Genomic DNA, 16,930 nt, shown 5'->3' with positions numbered 1-16,930 from the left:
AGCTGCCTATCAATATGCGGCTGTTTTTTAGTGTCTTGTTATGAAGCAAAAAATATTTTCAATTCAAAAAAATGATGAGCTTATATAAAAAGGATGCTTCAAGTATTATGCTTAAAGAGTATGATATCACCATCTTGGACGATATATTCTTTTCCTTCATCTCGCGCTTTTCCTGCTTCTTTTGCTCCATTTTCTCCACCAAAGGCAAGAAAGTCGTCATAGCTAATAGTTTGAGCACGAATAAATCCACGTTCAAAATCTGAGTGAATGACACCTGCTGCTTGAGGTGCTTTTGTCCCGCGAACAATGGTCCAAGCTCGTGTTTCTTTAGGACCACAAGTGAAGTAAGTGATTAAATCAAGCAGATGGTAACCAGTACGAATGAGTCTATTGAGACTTGGTTCTACAAGACCAAGAGCATTGAGATATTCTGTTGCTTCTTCATCATTGAGTTGAGTAATTTCAGCTTCAATAGCAGCGGAAATAATAATACTTTGTGCACTTTGTTCTATAGCCATTTTCTCAACAGTTTTGGTCAACTCATTACCGTGAGCGGCATCATTTTCATTGACATTGCATATATAAAGCACAGGTTTAGAGGTTAAAAGATTTAAACTGTTTAAGATGTTACGTTCATCAGACGAAATATTCTCAAGCAATAATCTTACAGGTTTTCCTTTTTGTAGTAATTCTAAGGCGGCTTCCATCATAGGAAGAACTGCCAAAGCTTCTTTCTCTTTTCCTATTGCACGTTTACGAATTTGTATGATCCGTCGCTCAAGACTTTCAAGGTCTGCAAGCATAAGTTCTGTTTCAACAGTTGTTGCATCTGAAATAGGATCAATGCGTCCTTCTACGTGAGTAATGTCATCATTTTCAAAACACCGCAAAACGTGAACAATTGCATCGACTTCACGAATATTTGCCAAAAATTTATTCCCTAAACCTTCACCTTTTGATGCTCCACGGACAAGACCAGCGATATCAACAAAATTGATCCGTGTTGGAATGATTTCTTTTGAACCAGCAATAGAAGCAATTTGTTTCATTCTCAGGTCTGGAACCGCAACTTCACCAGTATTTGGTTCGATCGTGCAAAAAGGATAATTTGCAGCTTGTGCTGAAGCTGTCTTTGTTAATGCATTAAAAAGAGTTGACTTTCCAACATTGGGCAGTCCTACAATACCGCATTTGAAACCCATAGGCTTTCTTTCTATTGATTGTAATTTATTGATGATTGGCAAAATATTGGTGTTTTTATAACAGGTTTTGATAAGAGTTCTAGTCTTGAGTTGTTGTAATTATGTGAAAAAAATAGATAAATAATAATTATATTTTTACCTTTTATACATTATAAATCTATTATACTCTAAAGTTATTTATTACTTCATGTTTTTATTATTGCGCTCATTTTAGGAATAGTGAAGTCATAAATCAATGTTAATGGTAAACTAAATGTTTCGTAATATGAGAATGTATGCAATAAAATAATCGGAGAAGATATGAGATTTTTGTCTCCTCGTGCTTTTTTAGTGGCCGCACCTTTCATTTTGGTTGGTTGCGCTACTCATCATCCAGATTTGCCGCTTGGTTTCTTTCAGCAAGGACATCATGTTCCACCGGAAGTTCAGGCTTTATATGAAGCTGTGACAGATGAGCCTTATCCATTACCTGCAATTGATCTTTCAACGATCGATCCAAAATATTGGCGTCAACAGGTTGATTATAAAACGGATTATGCTCCAGGGACTTTGGTTGTAGATACACAAAATCGTTTTCTTTATCTTGTGGGAGAAAATGGAAAGGCTCTCCGTTATGGTATTGGAGTTGGAAAAGAAGGCTTAGAATTTGAAGGCGTTGGAGTTGTCCAATATAAACGCCGGTGGCCTCATTGGAGACCGACTGCAGCGATGATGGCACGTGAGCCAGAACGTTATGGGCATTTAGGAAACGGAATGGAGCCTGGACCCGAAAATCCATTGGGTTCTAGAGCATTGTACCTTTTCAAAAATGGTAAGGACACGCTTTTTCGAATCCACGGTTCAAATGAAGCATGGTCGATAGGTCAAGCTGTTTCCAGTGGATGTATTCGTATGCTTAATCAGGATGTTATGGATCTTTATAATCGCGTTCCAAATGGTTCACGTGTGGTTGTTTTACAAAATAATACGGATACATCGAGTAATTTAAGTCAGCCATCAATAACAGACTATCAATCATCAATAGGCTTCCAGCAACAAAAAACTGTTAATAAGCTGGCATCAGCTGTTATTCCGCAACGATTGCAGGCTGAAAAACTAGCTGCAGTGGTTAATCGCCAACAATCGAACATTGATAAACCGGCAGTGGCGATCAATCAGCAACGATTGAAAACTGAGAAACCAGCTGCAACGGTTAGTCGCCAACAACCGAAAATTGATAAACCGGCAGCGGCGATCAATCAGCAACGATTGAAAACTGAGAAACCAGCTGCAGTGGTTAATCGCCAACAACCGAAAATTGATAAACCAGCAGCGGCGATCAATCAGCAACGATTGCAGGCTGAGAAACCAGCTGCAACGGTTAATCGCCAACAACCGAAAATTGATAAACCAGCAGCGGCGATCAATCAGCAACGATTGAAAACTGAGAAACCAGCTGCAACGGTTAATCACCAACAACCGAAAATTGATAAGCCAGCAGCCAATAATCAACAACCAGTTGTTAAGCGCAATCCGCCGGTTATTAATCGTAGATCGTCAGTTGTTGATCAAGACGAATTATTTTAAATTCTAAAAACTCTACCGTTGGGAGATCTTTCTTCTATTAGATTTCCCAACATTTTTCAGTTTTTGATGCTTTCAAAAGCATCATTGATTCAGATATGATAAAAGTTTTTACGCTGAAAAGAAAAGATGCGCGATTATGAATCCTTGTTTTTCATGGCTAATGAAATTTTGTTCATAAAATGATTATTATCTCCTTCGATGAGTGCCGCAATATTATGTGCGATTGTACTCAATAAAGGAGAAAGCCATTCTTGATCGGATTGCGTAAAATTGCCTAAAACATGCTGATGAACCAATTCCTTAGAACTGGGGCGTCCAATTCCTAAACGTATACGGCGATAATTGTCTCCACAATGTGTACTAATCGATTTTATACCATTGTGCCCATTACTTCCTCCACCAGTTTTTATACGTACTTTTCCAGTTGGTAAATCGAGTTCATCGTGAATGACAATCAAATTATTTAAGTCTAATTTATAAAATCGCAACGCTTCATTAATAGCTTGGCCAGATAAATTCATGAAGGTTTGCGGTTTTATAAGAAGAACCTTTTCTCCATGTATAAGACTCTGAGAGGTTTCCGCTTGAAATTTTTTTGACCATAGAGGAAAAGAGAAAAATTGATGAAGTACATCAATAGCCATAAATCCAATATTATGACGATTATTTTGGTAGTGTAGACCAGGGTTACCAAGACCAGCAATAAGTAACATGCGTTCCCTTAGTAAAGAATTAGAAAAGCATTTTAAAAGAGGTGGGAAGTTTTTCCCACCTACATGGATTAAAATCCATCAATTTTTTGTATTGTCTTCACCGTTTTCTTGTTCAGACTCTTCATTGTTTGTATCTGCACCAGCAGGAGCAGCTATGGTTGCAATGGTAAAGTCTCTATCTTGAATGACTGGGAAAACATTTTCTGGCAATTTTACTGCTGAAATATGAATAGTATCACCAATAGAATAACCGGACAGATCAATTTCAATTGCTTCAGGGATAGCATTTGCCGGTGCCGTTAATTCAATTTCGTGACGAACAATATTTAAAACACCCCCTTGTTTAATACCAGGAGCCATATCTTCATTAGAGAAATGCACAGGAATATTTACATGCACAACCGATTTGGCTGAAATACGCAAGAAATCTACGTGTACAGGAAAGTCACGCACTGGATCCAGTTGATAACTTTTTGGGAGAACTTGAATTTTTTGTTTACCAATTTCAATTGTCATCACAGTGGTACGAAATCCACCAGCGTGAATTTTGTAAAAGATTTCTTTATAGGGAACTGAAATTGCCAAAGGGGATTGTTTGTCACCGTAGATGATCGCTGGAATGAGGCCATTGCGACGAAGTTCACGGGCGGACCCCTTACCAACCCGTTCACGTATTTCGGCCTTAAGAGTGTAGCTCTTGCTCATAATTTTAAGTCCTTATGTATAAATTGGAGATTCATCAAAAACCATTATAGTTTTTGCATGAATATGAAGATATACGCTGTAAAGCGCAATTCCTCATTCTGCGTTGCCTCCAAGGGTGTCTACGCAGAGGCTTTTCTATAATTCAAACTTTTTAGAGATGCAAGTGTTGGAGAAAAAATCAATGATTTCTAACGTTGAAAAGATGTATAAGCGTGGTGTGAATTGAAATATTTTATTTACGATAATAGACTATCACTTATTGGAAATATTGATGGTTTTAAAAGCCAATGATTGTTACTCCAGACTATTTTTAATTTTGTTGAAGGGTCAACGTGTTTTGATCGAACGTATTCTTTAGTTTTACGTGCATGTTTTATTCGTTTTGCAATATAAATTGCACGCTAATAAGTTATTGTTATTCACTCTTACATTCTATTTTCGATCAATGATTGTATTGATTGATCTTTATCGAGAATGAAAAGTACTGAGGTCTTCAAAAGATATATTTAATCAAATAAACTTGAAACAGATTGTTCTGCAGCTGTTCTTGCAATCGCTTCTCCGATTAAATCAGCGATTGTTAACACACGAATATTATGAGCTTGTTCAATGGCTTTTGTTGGCATAATGGAGTCGGTAATGATCAATTCTTTCAATTTGGAATTGGTAATGCGTTCTACTGCGTTTCCAGAAAGAACACCATGCGTAATATAGGCTGTAACACTCTTGGCTCCATGTTCGAGAAGAGCACTTGCTGCATTACACAAGGTTCCACCGGAATCAACAATATCATCAAGCAAAAAGCAATCTTTTCCAGTGACATCTCCAATAATATTCATCACTTCCGATTCGCCTGGTTGTTCACGGCGTTTGTCGACGATGGCAAGCAAACTATTTAACCGTTTAGCTAAAGATCGCGCGCGAACAACTCCACCAACGTCAGGTGAAACAACGATAACATTTTCAAGAGAATGATGCATTTTGATATCGCGAGAAATAACAGGAACAGCATAGAGATTATCTGTCGGAATATCAAAGAAACCTTGGATTTGTCCTGCATGAAGATCTAAAGTTAAAACGCGATGAGCTCCCGCCTCTGTAATGAGGTTTGCCACGAGTTTTGCAGAAATAGGAGTTCGTGGTCCAGGTTTACGATCCTGACGTGCATAACCAAAATAAGGAATAACAGCTGTAATGCGACGTGCTGAAGAGCGACGAAGAGCATCAATCATGATAAGTAGTTCCATCAAATGGTCGTTTGCTGGATAGGATGAAGACTGCAAAATAAAAACATCTTCTCCGCGGACATTTTCATGTAATTCCACAAAGATTTCTTGATCAGCGAAACGCTTTACTGTTGCTGCACCTAAAGGAATATCCAAATATTTTGCAACAGCTTTAGCAAGAAGTGGATTAGAATTGCCGCAGAAAAGTTTCATGATAGAGCCTCTGAGTAATCACCATAGATGAGATACGGTTTTTAACTTTTTGCTATAAGATTGCAAGAAAGAATTACAAAAGCTTCACAGTTTCATTTTTGAAATGGAAGAATTATTTTTCATTTTGTTAACATGAGAGCAGAGATTTGCCGACCGTAATCTGGTTCATTGCTATGGATTGCACGACGATAAGAAAAAAAATGCTGCTCATGTTTATAGGTACAAAGCTCTAAGCAAGACGCAATAACTCCTGCTTGTTTTAATTGATCCATAATGAACGCCCATAGATTAAAGTTAAAATGGTTTATTTTATTTGTTTTGATAAAAAATTTTTTAAATCGACTTTGACGATCAATAAATTGGTCATAAAATTCATGTGTGATTTCATAGTGGCAAGGACCAATACAGGGTCCAAGTACTGCTCTAATTGATTGTCGTTTAGCTCCTTGTTTTTCCATAACGACAATTGTCTTTTCTAGAATACCATTTAAACTTCCTCGCCAACCAGCATGAGCAACACCGATGACACCTGTTTTGGGATCTGCAAAAAGAACAGGACCACAATCTGCTGTAAGAACGCCTATGGCGAGATCTTTTGTTGTTGTAACGATCGCATCAGCTTGAGGAGGAGAGCCAACAAACGTGCGATCAACTAGCACAACTTTACAGGAGTGAGTTTGATTAACAGTGATTAAGTTTTCCGGTTCGATGCCAAAATAATGAGCAATGAAGGTACGATTTTGCACAACATGTTGAGGATTATCATGGGATCCTTTGCTGATATTCAGACTTTGATAAAGATTAGTTGAAACGCCTCCTTGGCGTGTAAAGAAACCGTGTTTTATTCCATACGGTAGTAAGGCAGAAAGATCCTGTGCAAGGATAGGATTTAGAATAGATTTCATAGAAATAGCGTCCGTTTAAAGTATTGGCTATGAAAATAGTACCTTATGAAATGGTCATTTTTTAGGGATTATTCATCGTTAAAAGTTGAGCAAGGGGAGTCGATTGATGGCTTATGTGCAGAACTTTAAAAAGCGTCCCCATTTGATGGGGGCTGATTAATCGTTCGACGTCTTGACATATTTTGTTTTGAATCACAGAATCTTTATGACACCCAAGCTGTCCTGCACGCTCAAGAATCCCCATTTTTAAAAGAAAATCTCCCTGTTCCAGAATTTCAGCAAAACAGCCTTGTTGAAGAGCTATTTTCTTTAAAGAAAAAAAATCAACATGTGAGGTTAAATCATCTTCTCCAGGAGCTGCAAAAATATCACGAAATTTGTGCTTAGAGAGAGCTTGCAGTGTATCTCCAAATGCTAACTCGGAAGAACCATAATCAATCAGTAAAGCAGAACCATTTGTTTGCACTAAATGTTTGCTAATTTGTTGCATTAATTGATTTCTTAAAGGTGAATGTTCTAAAATTGTTTCTTCAGGAGCTAAAGCGCAGTGAAGAGGAAAAGCATCAGAAGGCAGTTTGCGCTGGTCAACTGTAAAGGTAAAATTACCTTTTTTATCAAGTGTAATACAGCGTTCTCTCCATATCCCGTCGATTTTTATATATTGATGGATCGGAAGTGCATCGAATAATTCATTGGCAATTAAGAAGAGAGGTTTTGAAGGTAATAGATCAAAACTATCAAAGTTATGGATTTTCTTTTTATAGGATGATAACCGTTTTTTTTGTTCCTGTACAAGACGTTGGCTTGTTTCAATAAGAAAAATTTCAGCGGCATTAAATGCTTTTACACACAGTTTTTGAAGTGTTCGTAAAACATCATCCATAAGAGTTCCGCGTCCTGGACCTATTTCTGCTAAAATAAAAGGTTGGGGACAATTTTGAGCTTTCCAGCTTGTTATCAGCCAAATACCAATCATTTCTCCAAATAATTGGCTGACTTCAGGTGCTGTAATAAAATCACCATTTCTCCCAAAGGGGTTTTGTGTTTGATAATACCCAAATTGAGGGTCTGTAAGTACTAGAGACATGTATTGGTTGACCGTTATTGATCCATTAAGAGCAATAATGTTTTTAATGTTCTCTTTTAAAGTGGTCATTATTTTGGAACATGCTGTTTGAGTGCACGAAGAAGTGCATATAAACCAAATAAGATCATAGGAAAAGATAAAGTCATGCCATAAGTAAGACCAGTGTTATGAAAAAGAGCTAAAAACCATTCTGGGTCTTCTTGAGGCATTCGGAACAATTCTGAAATACTGCGTGCGATCCCGTAACTTGTTACAAATATTCCTGTTACAGCACCAGAACGTTTTAATAATTTGAAAGCAAAAATAGCAATAAGCAAGATGATAAAAAGAAAAAATCCTTCCAGAAATGCTTCGTAAAGTTGACTTGGGTGACGTGGCAGATATTGAGGATCGCTTTGAAAACAAACGGCCCACGGAACAGAGGTAACATTTCCCCATAATTCTTGATTAATGAAATTGCATATTCGCACAATGCCTATACCAATAGGAGCTCCTGCAGCAATTATATCAAACATGGCCCAGATACGAATATTATTTTTTCTGGCGAACAAAATCATTGCAATTGTAATACCGATGAATCCTCCATGAAAAGACATCCCACCATCCCATACAGCAATGGTGGCAAGTGGATGGTTAAAATAATAAACTGGATCCCACACAAAAACTTGTCCTAAACGACCACCAACAACGATACCGATAGTGGCCCAAATGACAAAATCACTTATTTGATCTTTCTTCATAGGAGGCTGGTTTGCCTGCCATAGAGATTTTTTTTCCAATAATTTATGAGCATACCACCATGAGAAAAGAATACCAACAACATATCCAAGTCCATACCAGTGGAGTGCAATGGGTCCTATATGAATAATGACAGGATCAAGAAAAGAAGGAAAGGCTATTGCAGGACAAGAAAGAAAATTATTCATAAAAAGTATGTCACATTGATTAATTTTATAGTTTACCAAAACATGACAGATGGATAAAAAAGGGTCAAGTTATAAGTGTAAAAGAGAAAAAGTTACTCCTATTATTAATGTGGTATAAGAGTTACTATGGATAAGACCTAAAAAATATAAGAAATGAAATTTCTGTTGGTAACAGGAACAAATACACTCTCTATATGTTATGAAGATGCACGAGAATGCGCGTGTGTATCAATAACAGAAAATAAAAAGGAAAAATTTTATGCATAATGGATCAAATCGTATTCTTGATGAATTAGCGAAATTGGCAACAGACGCCGTCGGAGTTATACAAGGTGTAAAACAAGAAGCAGGAACTGTTTTTCGTTCTCAAGCAGAAAAGATCACAAATAAGCTTGATCTTGTTTCGCGTGAGGAATTTGAAATGGTTAAAGAAATGGTTCTTAAAGTTCACGCTGAGAACGCTGAATTGAAAAAACGTCTTGATGATTTAGAAAAATAACGCCGTAAAAGAAAATTAAAGAGTTTTAAACTGAAAAATTATCATTTTTTAAAAATAATCCCCAATTTTTCATGTGAGTATTTTAAATTAAAAAATAATTAATTTTAAATATCTTACATTATTTTGTTAATTTAATTCCTACATTTTTTTTATAAAAAGATATTTTTTCTGCATCAGAGGACTGGTGCTATGAAATAGTATCAATACACTGAAGAAGCTTAGTGATTCGTTTTGTTTTAATTGAGCTTATTATTTTTGGGAGACATGGGTTATTTTGTTTCCTAGTGTTATGCGTTTTGTCCATGTTTTGATGTGTATTTATTCTGTGCGAAAGCTTTGGTTGTAACAGGATCACTGTTGCAATGAGGTTTTTCTTGCGCTGTCTTGATAACGTTTTTATTATATTGAGGATTGAGAATGAGGCTTGCCTTTAATGCTATAGAAAGAGAAGAGCATCCTGTCGATTTTATTGAGCAAATTGCCTATAGATATAACTGGTCCTTTGAACGAAATGCAGAAGATGAAATTAGCGTTTGCGTGGAAGGAACGCAAGCCAATTATCGTCTTGCTTTTTCTTGGATGGAAGAACAAGAAGCACTTCATTTATCTTGTGCATTTGATCTTTCTCTTGAAAATTCTCGAACGGTAGAGTTCCATCGTTTATTGTTAGCAATTAACGAAAAATTATTATTAGGACATTTTGATTATTGGCAAAAAGATAATACAGTTATTTATCGGCAAGGCCTCCTTCTGTCGGGTGGTGTGCATCCATCTCATAAACAAGTTGAAACATTACTGATCTATGCACTTGAAGTTTGTGAAAGCCATTATGCTGCTTTTCAGATGGTTGCTGGGGCTGGTGAAAGTGCTTATAAAGCACTACAATATACTTTATTTGAAACGGTGGGGAATGCTTGAACTATTCGATAAATCTCTTTTGTATCGTTTTTTATAAAGGGATTTTAACAATAGCTCGCAGACCGCCAAGTGGGCTGTCATCTAACTCTATATTGCCTCCATGGGTATGAGCTATATCTTGTGCAATGGAAAGTCCAAGACCTGTTCCACTGGCATCTTGATTGCGTGCTTCGTCGAGTCTAAAAAATGGTTTAAATACTTCTGTGCGCATATCTTTGTGAATGCCTGGGCCATCATCATCAATGATCAGTATAAAAAGTTCTTGTTGGGATGTTGCTGTGAGTTGGACAGTGTTGGCATAATGAAATGCATTTGACACAAGATTGCCAACTAAACGAGTAAAGGCGTGGGGGCGTACTTGTATTTGTGTTTGACCTTCAATGGAGTAGGAAAATTGACGCTTATGAAGATGAGCCTCAGTAGAAAATTTCTGCATTAAAGTATTTAAATCAAAATTTTTGACTTTTTCACTCCCTTCACCACGAGCAAAAGCAAGATAATCCTCTAACATATTTTGCATATCGCTGATATCTTGATCAAGAGGAGTCATATCAAAATCAGTACTTGTTAATGCCAGTTGGAGTTTAAAACGTGTCAGAATAGTTCTTAAATCATGGCTGACACCTGAAAGCATCATGGTACGCTGTTCTATTTGGCGTTCAATCCGTTCTCGCATGCGTAAAAAAGCGATTCCAGCACGACGGACTTCATCCGCTCCTTGTGGTTGAAATCCTTTAGGTAAAGGACGACCGCACCCAAAACTTTCAGCAGCTTCAGCTAATTGTTGAATAGGTTTTATTTGATTTCGCAAAAAGTAAATGGCAATGAGCAATAAAACAAGAGCTGTTCCGACCATCCAGCTTAAAAAAATAGCCGTATTAGAAGCATAAGCTTGGCTCCTCATAGCAAAAACACGCAAAATATTATGATCAAGGTGAATGCGAATTTCGACAAGATCAGAATCACCTACGGTATCGATCCAAAAAGGACGATTAATTTGACGTGTGATTTCTTCACTGAGAAAATAATCAAGGATTGCAAAAAATGGCTTAGGTCCCGGAGGAGGAAGAGGAGCGGGTGGAAGAATAGAAATATTTAATCCCATGCGTTGTTGGGTAATTCGTTTGATATTTTCATAATTATCTTGTTGTGGGTAGGTTTCAATAATATCAATGATTGCTGCAACATCACGGACAACAGCCGTTGAGAGACGCTCAGTGACCATTTGCCAGTGACGTTCCATGAAAATGTAGCCAATGACCGTCTGTAATAGCACCATAGGGGCAATAATAATAATCAACGAGCGAGCATAAAGTCGCTTTGGCATTTTTTGGGTTAACCATCGAGCCAATTTTTTCGCTGGTTTGACTATTATGTGCTTATTCAATTGATAATTTATAACCGATTCCTCGTACAGTTTGGAGCCATATAGGGGCTGCAGGGTCTTTTTCGATTTTACGCCGTAGACGATTAATTTGTACATCAATGGCGCGCTCGCTTGTACCATTATCATTTTTTGCAAATTTATGACGTGGAATTGTATCACCCATATGTTCGGCAAAAATGATCATCATTTCTTGTTCTTTATCTGTTAATTTAATAATTTCGCCTCCTTTTTTAAGTTCACGTCGTGAAATTGAAAACGTATAAGGACCAAAAACAATTTGTTCTATTTTGGATTGGTTAGGAGAAAATCCACGTCGTAAAATGGCATTGATCCGAAGTAAAAGTTCACGAGGGTCAAAAGGTTTAGCAAGATAATCGTCGGCGCCTGCTTCTAATCCATGAATCCGATTATCTATTTCTGACAAAGCTGTTAGGATTAAAATGGGTACATTTTTGGTTTTACGAAGTGAAAGAGTAAGATCAATACCATTTTCTCCAGGCATCATCACGTCGACAATAAGAAGATCAAAATCTAAACTTGCAAGTTGTCTTCTTGCTTCATCTGCATTGGTAGAGACTGTAACACGAAATCCATTTTTAATAAGATATTGAGATAAAAGATTGCGAATACGGGTATCATCATCAATAACGAGAAGGTGAGGTGCATCATCATATAGAATTTGAACATCATCGGTCATTATTCAAAACCTTAATATAAATGCGGTTTACATTACTGTAGTCTACATAAGTTGTTTCCAGCTGTCGAGCAGTCAGTTATTTTGCTTTAATAAGAAAATAAGGAATGGTATTTATAGACATATAAAAATGTCTTATTTTTTAAAAGGGGTGGCTATGGGGAGTCTAAGTGTTCAAATTATTCCAGTTACACCTTTTCGACAAAATTGTGCCTTACTTTTTGATGATGAAAATAAAAAAGGTGTTTTAGTTGATCCTGGTGGAGAGTGGCCTCAAATTCAAGAAGTTATTCAACAAATGGGTGTTATGGTTGAGACTATTTGGATTACGCATGGTCATTTTGACCATGTGGGTGCGGCCATGCAAGCTAAAGAAGCATTGAATGTTCCAATTATTGGTTCGCACCGTGATGATAGACCGGTGATGGATGATATGAATAAAATGGCAAAGAACTACTGTATGCCTGAGGGGCGTATTTGTGTTCCTGATCAATGGTTGGAGGATGGAGACAGCGTTGATTGTGCTGGACATGTGTTTAACGTCTTTCACACGCCAGGGCACACTCCTGGTCATGTTATTTATTTCAATGAAAAAGAGCGTTTTGCTTTAATGGGTGATGTGCTCTTTCGTGGTTCTATTGGACGTACAGATTTTCCATTATGCTCTTATGAAAAATTGATAAAATCCATTAAAGAGAAGATTTTACCACTGGGTGATGATGTCAGATTTATTTGTGGTCACGGACCAGGAAGTCAAATAGGACATGAGCGGCAACATAATCCGTTTCTTCGAGGAATTTAATTGTACACAAAACCTCACTTTAGAGTGAGGTTTTTGTTCATTAAATTATTTCAGTGGTGCATAACAAAAATGATCTAAGCCGTCACGACCGCGAAAAGTTCCTGTCTGAGGGTTAAATGTACGGTATTTGTTACTGCAATATTTAAGCCAAGCATTTATTTGTTGTTGTGAAAGAGATTGATATATTTCTGCTGGTGGCGCTTGATAAATGATCTGGTTTTGTGGTTGTACTTGATAAATAACCTGCGGTTGTTCAGTTTTTTTCAAAGCGTTCCCCAAAAGAGCGCCTGCAGCAAAACCTAGTACTCCTGCTGCTAAAGTATCACCGGTATTGTCAGGAAATGCACGATATCTATAGGTATGATGATGCGTATTACGCTCAACATGATAGTGGTGATGTGTGCTCTGTTCACGGTGAATATTTCGTTGAATACTACTGTGCGTTTGAGGATGATGGTACGAATGGCTCTGAAAGCGCTGATGATGATAATCACCAAACCCATCATAAGCCACTGCTGTCTTGAACGGAACTATAATCCCTATAATTGATACCGTCGATAATACTGCTCGCTTGATTAATTTTTCCATAGCAATACTCCCTTATAAGTCTATATTACTCATACTTTACATCTGCCAAACTGAACATAACCTGAACAGTTCCACATTTTATTCGCAATATAACGAACAAAAAAGCTATTTGGTTGAAAATAAATTATCAAAACAATGAAATAAAGTGACGATTCAAGATTGAACACGCAAAATATCTACGTTAATCCATGACGCTAATATTGATGGCTTTGAGCCCTTTCCCACGACGATCAGCTTCTATATCAAACGATACTCTTTGCGCATCATTTAATCCAGAAAGCCCCGAAGCTTGAAGAGCAGAAATGTGAACAAAGACATCAGCTCCACCATTATCTGGTTTAATAAAACCAAAACCTTTACTGCTATTAAAAAATTTTACCTCACCTGTTTGAGACATAGAATACTTCCTTATTTTTTGTCTTGGTTAAAGACGAATTACAGAAAATTGCGCCACACATTATATGTGCGACAATCATTTAGACAGTTTTGATATTCGAAAAACACTTTATTCACTAATATCGTTCTCATATAAAATCCATAAAGTGTATCCATAAAACCTTTTTGAAGTTTTTTTTATGTTCTCAACATGTCTAAATGATTCAAGATTGCTTGAAAATATAATATTTTACAAGAGATTTCTTTATAAAATTTGCTTTATTATGTCACTTTTTAGCTAGAAATTTGAAAAAATTTAAAAATATCTTATCTATTATTGGAATGATGAGCATAAAATACAACTAAAATAATTTATTTTGTATTTTTAGTTTTTGTCATTTTAAATGTTTTGAAAATGCTGAATAGGAAATAAATCTATTTTCCAAATACCGTGGAATCATTGTTATCTACATGCAGATGGAGCATCGTTAATCTTCATTTTTTTATTGTTTATTGGAAAAATGATATCTGTTTTATGGGGTATTTTGCTCAGAATATTTTTGGTAAAATTTTGATGATTCTTTAAAGACTTATGTTTTTACAGTCTTAAAATTGAGCTTAAAAAATTTGATTGTAATTTCTATTGATTGGATGTTTGTCGTTCTACCTTAAAGGATTATCGGCAATTTCTAGTTCCATTTTTTGCAAATGTTTTATTTCATCACGAAGTTTTGCTGCTTCTTCAAAATTAAGATCAGCTGCTGCTTTACGCATTGATTTTTCAAGATGTTGAATATGTTTCGTTAAATTATTGCCAATTTTATTATTTTGGGCTCTAAAATTAGATTGAGTTGTGCGAGTAGAGTTGTTTTCATCAACTGGATTTATAATATCTCCGATATTCTTTTTTATACTGGTTGGTGTAATATGATGCTTTATATTGTAGGCGATTTGTTTTTCACGCCGCCGCTTTGTTTCTTGTAAGGCGCGTTCCATGGAGTTAGTTATTGTATCTGCATAAAGGATAACACGACCATCTACATTCCGCGCTGCTCGCCCAATGGTTTGAATGAGTGAGGTTTCTGAGCGTAAAAAGCCTTCTTTATCAGCATCTAGAATGGCAACGAAACCACACTCTGGAATATCCAAGCCTTCTCGCAGTAAATTAATGCCGATTAAAACATCAAAAGTACCAAGTCTCAAATCTCGAAGGATTTCGATACGCTCTAATGTATCGATATCTGAATGCATATAACGGACACGAATACCTTGTTCATGGAGATATTCTGTCAAATCTTCGGCCATTCGTTTTGTAAGAACTGTCACTAATGTGCGATAGCCTTTTTGGGTTGTTTTTTGAATTTCGTTGACAACATCATCAACTTGTGTGCGTGCTGGGCGCACTTCTGTTTCTGGATCAATAAGTCCTGTGGGGCGAATGACTTGTTCTGCAAAAATGCCACATGATTGCTCTATTTCCCAAGATCCTGGTGTTGCAGAGACTGCAATCGTTTGTGGGCGCATAGCATCCCATTCTTCAAAACGTAATGGACGATTATCCATGCAGGAAGGGAGACGAAATCCATATTCTGCTAAAGTTGCTTTTCGTCGAAAGTCACCACGGTACATACCACCGATTTGAGGAATAGTAACATGGCTTTCATCGATAAAAACAAGAGCATTATTTGGAATATATTCGAATAGGGTTGGAGGTGGCTCGCCGGGGTTTCTTCCTGTTAAATATCGCGAATAATTTTCGATGCCATGGCAAGATCCAGTCGTTTCCAACATTTCCAAATCAAAGATTGTTCGTTGTTCTAAACGTTGAGCTTCTAAAAGACGACCAGCTGCATTTAACTCGTCGAGACGTTGTGTTAGTTCTCTTTTAATTGATTGAATAGCCTGATTTAAGGTTGGTCGCGGTGTTACATAATGCGAATTAGCATAAATTTTAATGGATTGAAGATCCCCTGTTTTTTGTCCTGTTAAAGGGTCGAATTCAGTAATGTTTTCAACTTCATCACCGAATAACGAGATACGCCAAGCGCGATCTTCAAAATGGGCAGGAAAAATTTCAATTGTATCGCCGCGGACACGAAAAGAACCGCGAACAAAATTGATGTCTTGTCGGTAATATTGCTGTGTTACTAAGTCAGCTAATAATTGTCGCTGGTTCAGTCTATCTCCTTTGTGTATTTGAGATGTCATAGCCGTATAGGTTTCTACTGAACCAATTCCGTATATACAAGACACAGATGCAACGATGATAACATCATCTCGTTCTAGTACTGCACGTGTTGCAGCATGACGCATGCGATCTATTTGTTCATTGATGGAGGATTCTTTTTCAATATAGGTATCAGAGCGTGCAACATAAGCTTCGGGCTGATAATAATCATAATAAGAGACAAAATACTCAACAGCATTATGAGGAAAAAAATTTTTAAACTCTCCATAAAGTTGTGCCGCCAGAGTTTTGTTCGGAGCGAGAATGAGAGCAGGACGTTGCGTTTTCTCAATAACTTTGGCCATGGTATAGGTTTTCCCTGAGCCGGTAACACCTAAAAGCACTTGAGTATGTTCATTGTTTTCTATCCCTTCAAGAAGAGTTTTAATTGCAGAAGGTTGATCTCCAGCAGGCTCAAAGGATGTTTTAATTTGAAATGGAATACCTCCTTCCGATTTCTCGGGGTGTATGGGGCGATGAGGTGTCCATAGTGCACCATTTTTGATCAAAGGGTTTTCTGCAGAGATAAGGGCAGATAGATTCTCGACTGTTTCTGTCAGAGCATTTGCTTTTTTTGTTGTCTCAGAAAGCTTTTCGGTTTCAAAGGAAGTTTTAGATTCCGCCATTTTCTTAAGGTTCATAGCCGAATCACTTTGAGCATTCTCAGCACATTTTAATGTTTTGCGCGATGTTTTTGAGATTTGTTTTGCTGTTTTTTTTAATTTTTGTTGTGACATTATAAGAATATTTTATACAGTCATTTGAATATGACAAGAAAAAGATGCAGGTTCTTCATAAAAGTTAATTCTAACGTGTAAACTGGCTTTTTTACCTCACTTGAATTTATGTATAGATTTGCGCAATATAATACATAGTAGCCAACCTTTATAACCTCGG

The 16,930-nt window shown here is 36.9% G+C and carries 15 protein-coding genes and 1 pseudogene; 4 read left to right on the top strand and 12 right to left on the bottom strand.

Translation table 11 applies throughout. The features are described 5' to 3' along the window. Positions 1-98: 98 nt before the first annotated feature. On the bottom strand, positions 99-1,202 hold the full coding sequence (gene ychF / locus NPY00_RS04580; RefSeq protein ID WP_269020888.1) for a redox-regulated ATPase YchF: 1,104 nt from the start codon (positions 1,200-1,202) through the stop codon (positions 99-101). Between the two features lie 300 nt (positions 1,203-1,502). Here ychF and NPY00_RS04575 point away from each other — a divergent pair. Beyond that, positions 1,503-2,201 (top strand): annotated as a pseudogene (locus NPY00_RS04575) (L,D-transpeptidase); the annotation flags it as partial. A 701-nt stretch (positions 2,202-2,902) separates the two neighbouring features. On the opposite strand, the gene pth reads toward NPY00_RS04575, so the two are convergent. The 6 genes from pth to lgt form a co-directional block, all read right to left on the bottom strand. Further along, entirely contained in the window at positions 2,903-3,481 is a 579-nt protein-coding gene (gene pth / locus NPY00_RS04570; RefSeq protein WP_269020887.1) for an aminoacyl-tRNA hydrolase, read from the bottom strand. A 78-nt stretch (positions 3,482-3,559) separates the two neighbouring features. Continuing rightward, positions 3,560-4,186 (bottom strand): 50S ribosomal protein L25/general stress protein Ctc, encoded by a 627-nt coding sequence (locus NPY00_RS04565; protein ID WP_269020886.1) that lies wholly within the window; start codon positions 4,184-4,186, stop codon positions 3,560-3,562. A 506-nt stretch (positions 4,187-4,692) separates the two neighbouring features. After that, positions 4,693-5,625, bottom strand: a complete 933-nt coding sequence (locus NPY00_RS04560; RefSeq protein ID WP_269020885.1) for a ribose-phosphate pyrophosphokinase — start codon at positions 5,623-5,625, stop codon at positions 4,693-4,695. 119 nt (positions 5,626-5,744) lie between these two features. Continuing rightward, the gene (gene pgeF / locus NPY00_RS04555; RefSeq protein WP_269020884.1) at positions 5,745-6,530 is read right to left on the bottom strand and encodes a peptidoglycan editing factor PgeF; all 786 of its coding nucleotides are present in this window, start codon (positions 6,528-6,530) and stop codon (positions 5,745-5,747) included. 61 nt (positions 6,531-6,591) lie between these two features. Next, positions 6,592-7,686, bottom strand: a complete 1,095-nt coding sequence (locus NPY00_RS04550; RefSeq protein WP_269020883.1) for a class I SAM-dependent methyltransferase — start codon at positions 7,684-7,686, stop codon at positions 6,592-6,594. Continuing rightward, positions 7,686-8,543, bottom strand: coding sequence for a prolipoprotein diacylglyceryl transferase (lgt, locus tag NPY00_RS04545; RefSeq protein ID WP_269020882.1), 858 nt, complete (start codon positions 8,541-8,543; stop codon positions 7,686-7,688). Before lgt ends, NPY00_RS04550 begins: the two co-directional genes overlap by 1 nt. Positions 8,544-8,802: 259 nt before the next feature. Between lgt and NPY00_RS04540 the strand changes: the two genes are divergently transcribed. Further along, positions 8,803-9,042, top strand: a complete 240-nt coding sequence (locus NPY00_RS04540; protein WP_269020881.1) for an accessory factor UbiK family protein — start codon at positions 8,803-8,805, stop codon at positions 9,040-9,042. 417 nt (positions 9,043-9,459) lie between these two features. Further along, positions 9,460-9,960 carry a YbjN domain-containing protein gene (locus tag NPY00_RS04535; protein ID WP_269020880.1) on the top strand — a complete coding sequence of 167 codons (501 nt, stop codon included), beginning with the start codon at positions 9,460-9,462 and terminating at the stop codon, positions 9,958-9,960. A 31-nt stretch (positions 9,961-9,991) separates the two neighbouring features. On the opposite strand, the gene NPY00_RS04530 is transcribed toward NPY00_RS04535, so the two are convergent. Further along, positions 9,992-11,287: an ATP-binding protein gene (locus tag NPY00_RS04530; protein ID WP_442864029.1), complete on the bottom strand. Its 1,296-nt coding sequence runs from the start codon at positions 11,285-11,287 to the stop codon at positions 9,992-9,994. Positions 11,288-11,339: 52 nt separating this feature from the next. Beyond that, positions 11,340-12,044 (bottom strand): response regulator, encoded by a 705-nt coding sequence (locus NPY00_RS04525; protein WP_269020879.1) that lies wholly within the window; start codon positions 12,042-12,044, stop codon positions 11,340-11,342. Between the two features lie 154 nt (positions 12,045-12,198). Between NPY00_RS04525 and NPY00_RS04520 the strand changes: the two genes are divergently transcribed. Next, positions 12,199-12,843: an MBL fold metallo-hydrolase gene (locus tag NPY00_RS04520; RefSeq protein WP_269020943.1), complete on the top strand. Its 645-nt coding sequence runs from the start codon at positions 12,199-12,201 to the stop codon at positions 12,841-12,843. A gap of 45 nt (positions 12,844-12,888) precedes the next feature. Here NPY00_RS04520 and NPY00_RS04515 read toward each other — a convergent pair whose 3' ends face one another. From NPY00_RS04515 to uvrB, 3 genes are all read right to left on the bottom strand, one after another. After that, the gene (locus NPY00_RS04515) at positions 12,889-13,431 is read right to left on the bottom strand and encodes a BA14K family protein (protein WP_269020878.1); all 543 of its coding nucleotides are present in this window, start codon (positions 13,429-13,431) and stop codon (positions 12,889-12,891) included. 181 nt (positions 13,432-13,612) lie between these two features. Beyond that, entirely contained in the window at positions 13,613-13,828 is a 216-nt protein-coding gene (locus NPY00_RS04510; RefSeq protein WP_269020877.1) for a cold-shock protein, read from the bottom strand. Positions 13,829-14,469: 641 nt separating this feature from the next. Continuing rightward, a complete protein-coding gene (gene uvrB / locus NPY00_RS04505; RefSeq protein ID WP_442864030.1) occupies positions 14,470-16,659 on the bottom strand; it encodes an excinuclease ABC subunit UvrB in 2,190 nt (729 codons plus the stop codon). Positions 16,660-16,930 lie beyond the last annotated feature (271 nt).

Source organism: Bartonella sp. F02 (assembly GCF_026929975.1).
In the GTDB taxonomy this organism is placed as follows: domain Bacteria; phylum Pseudomonadota; class Alphaproteobacteria; order Rhizobiales; family Rhizobiaceae; genus Bartonella.
The sequence above is the reverse complement of the archived record's forward strand: the minus strand, read 5'-3'. Positions and strand labels throughout refer to the sequence as shown.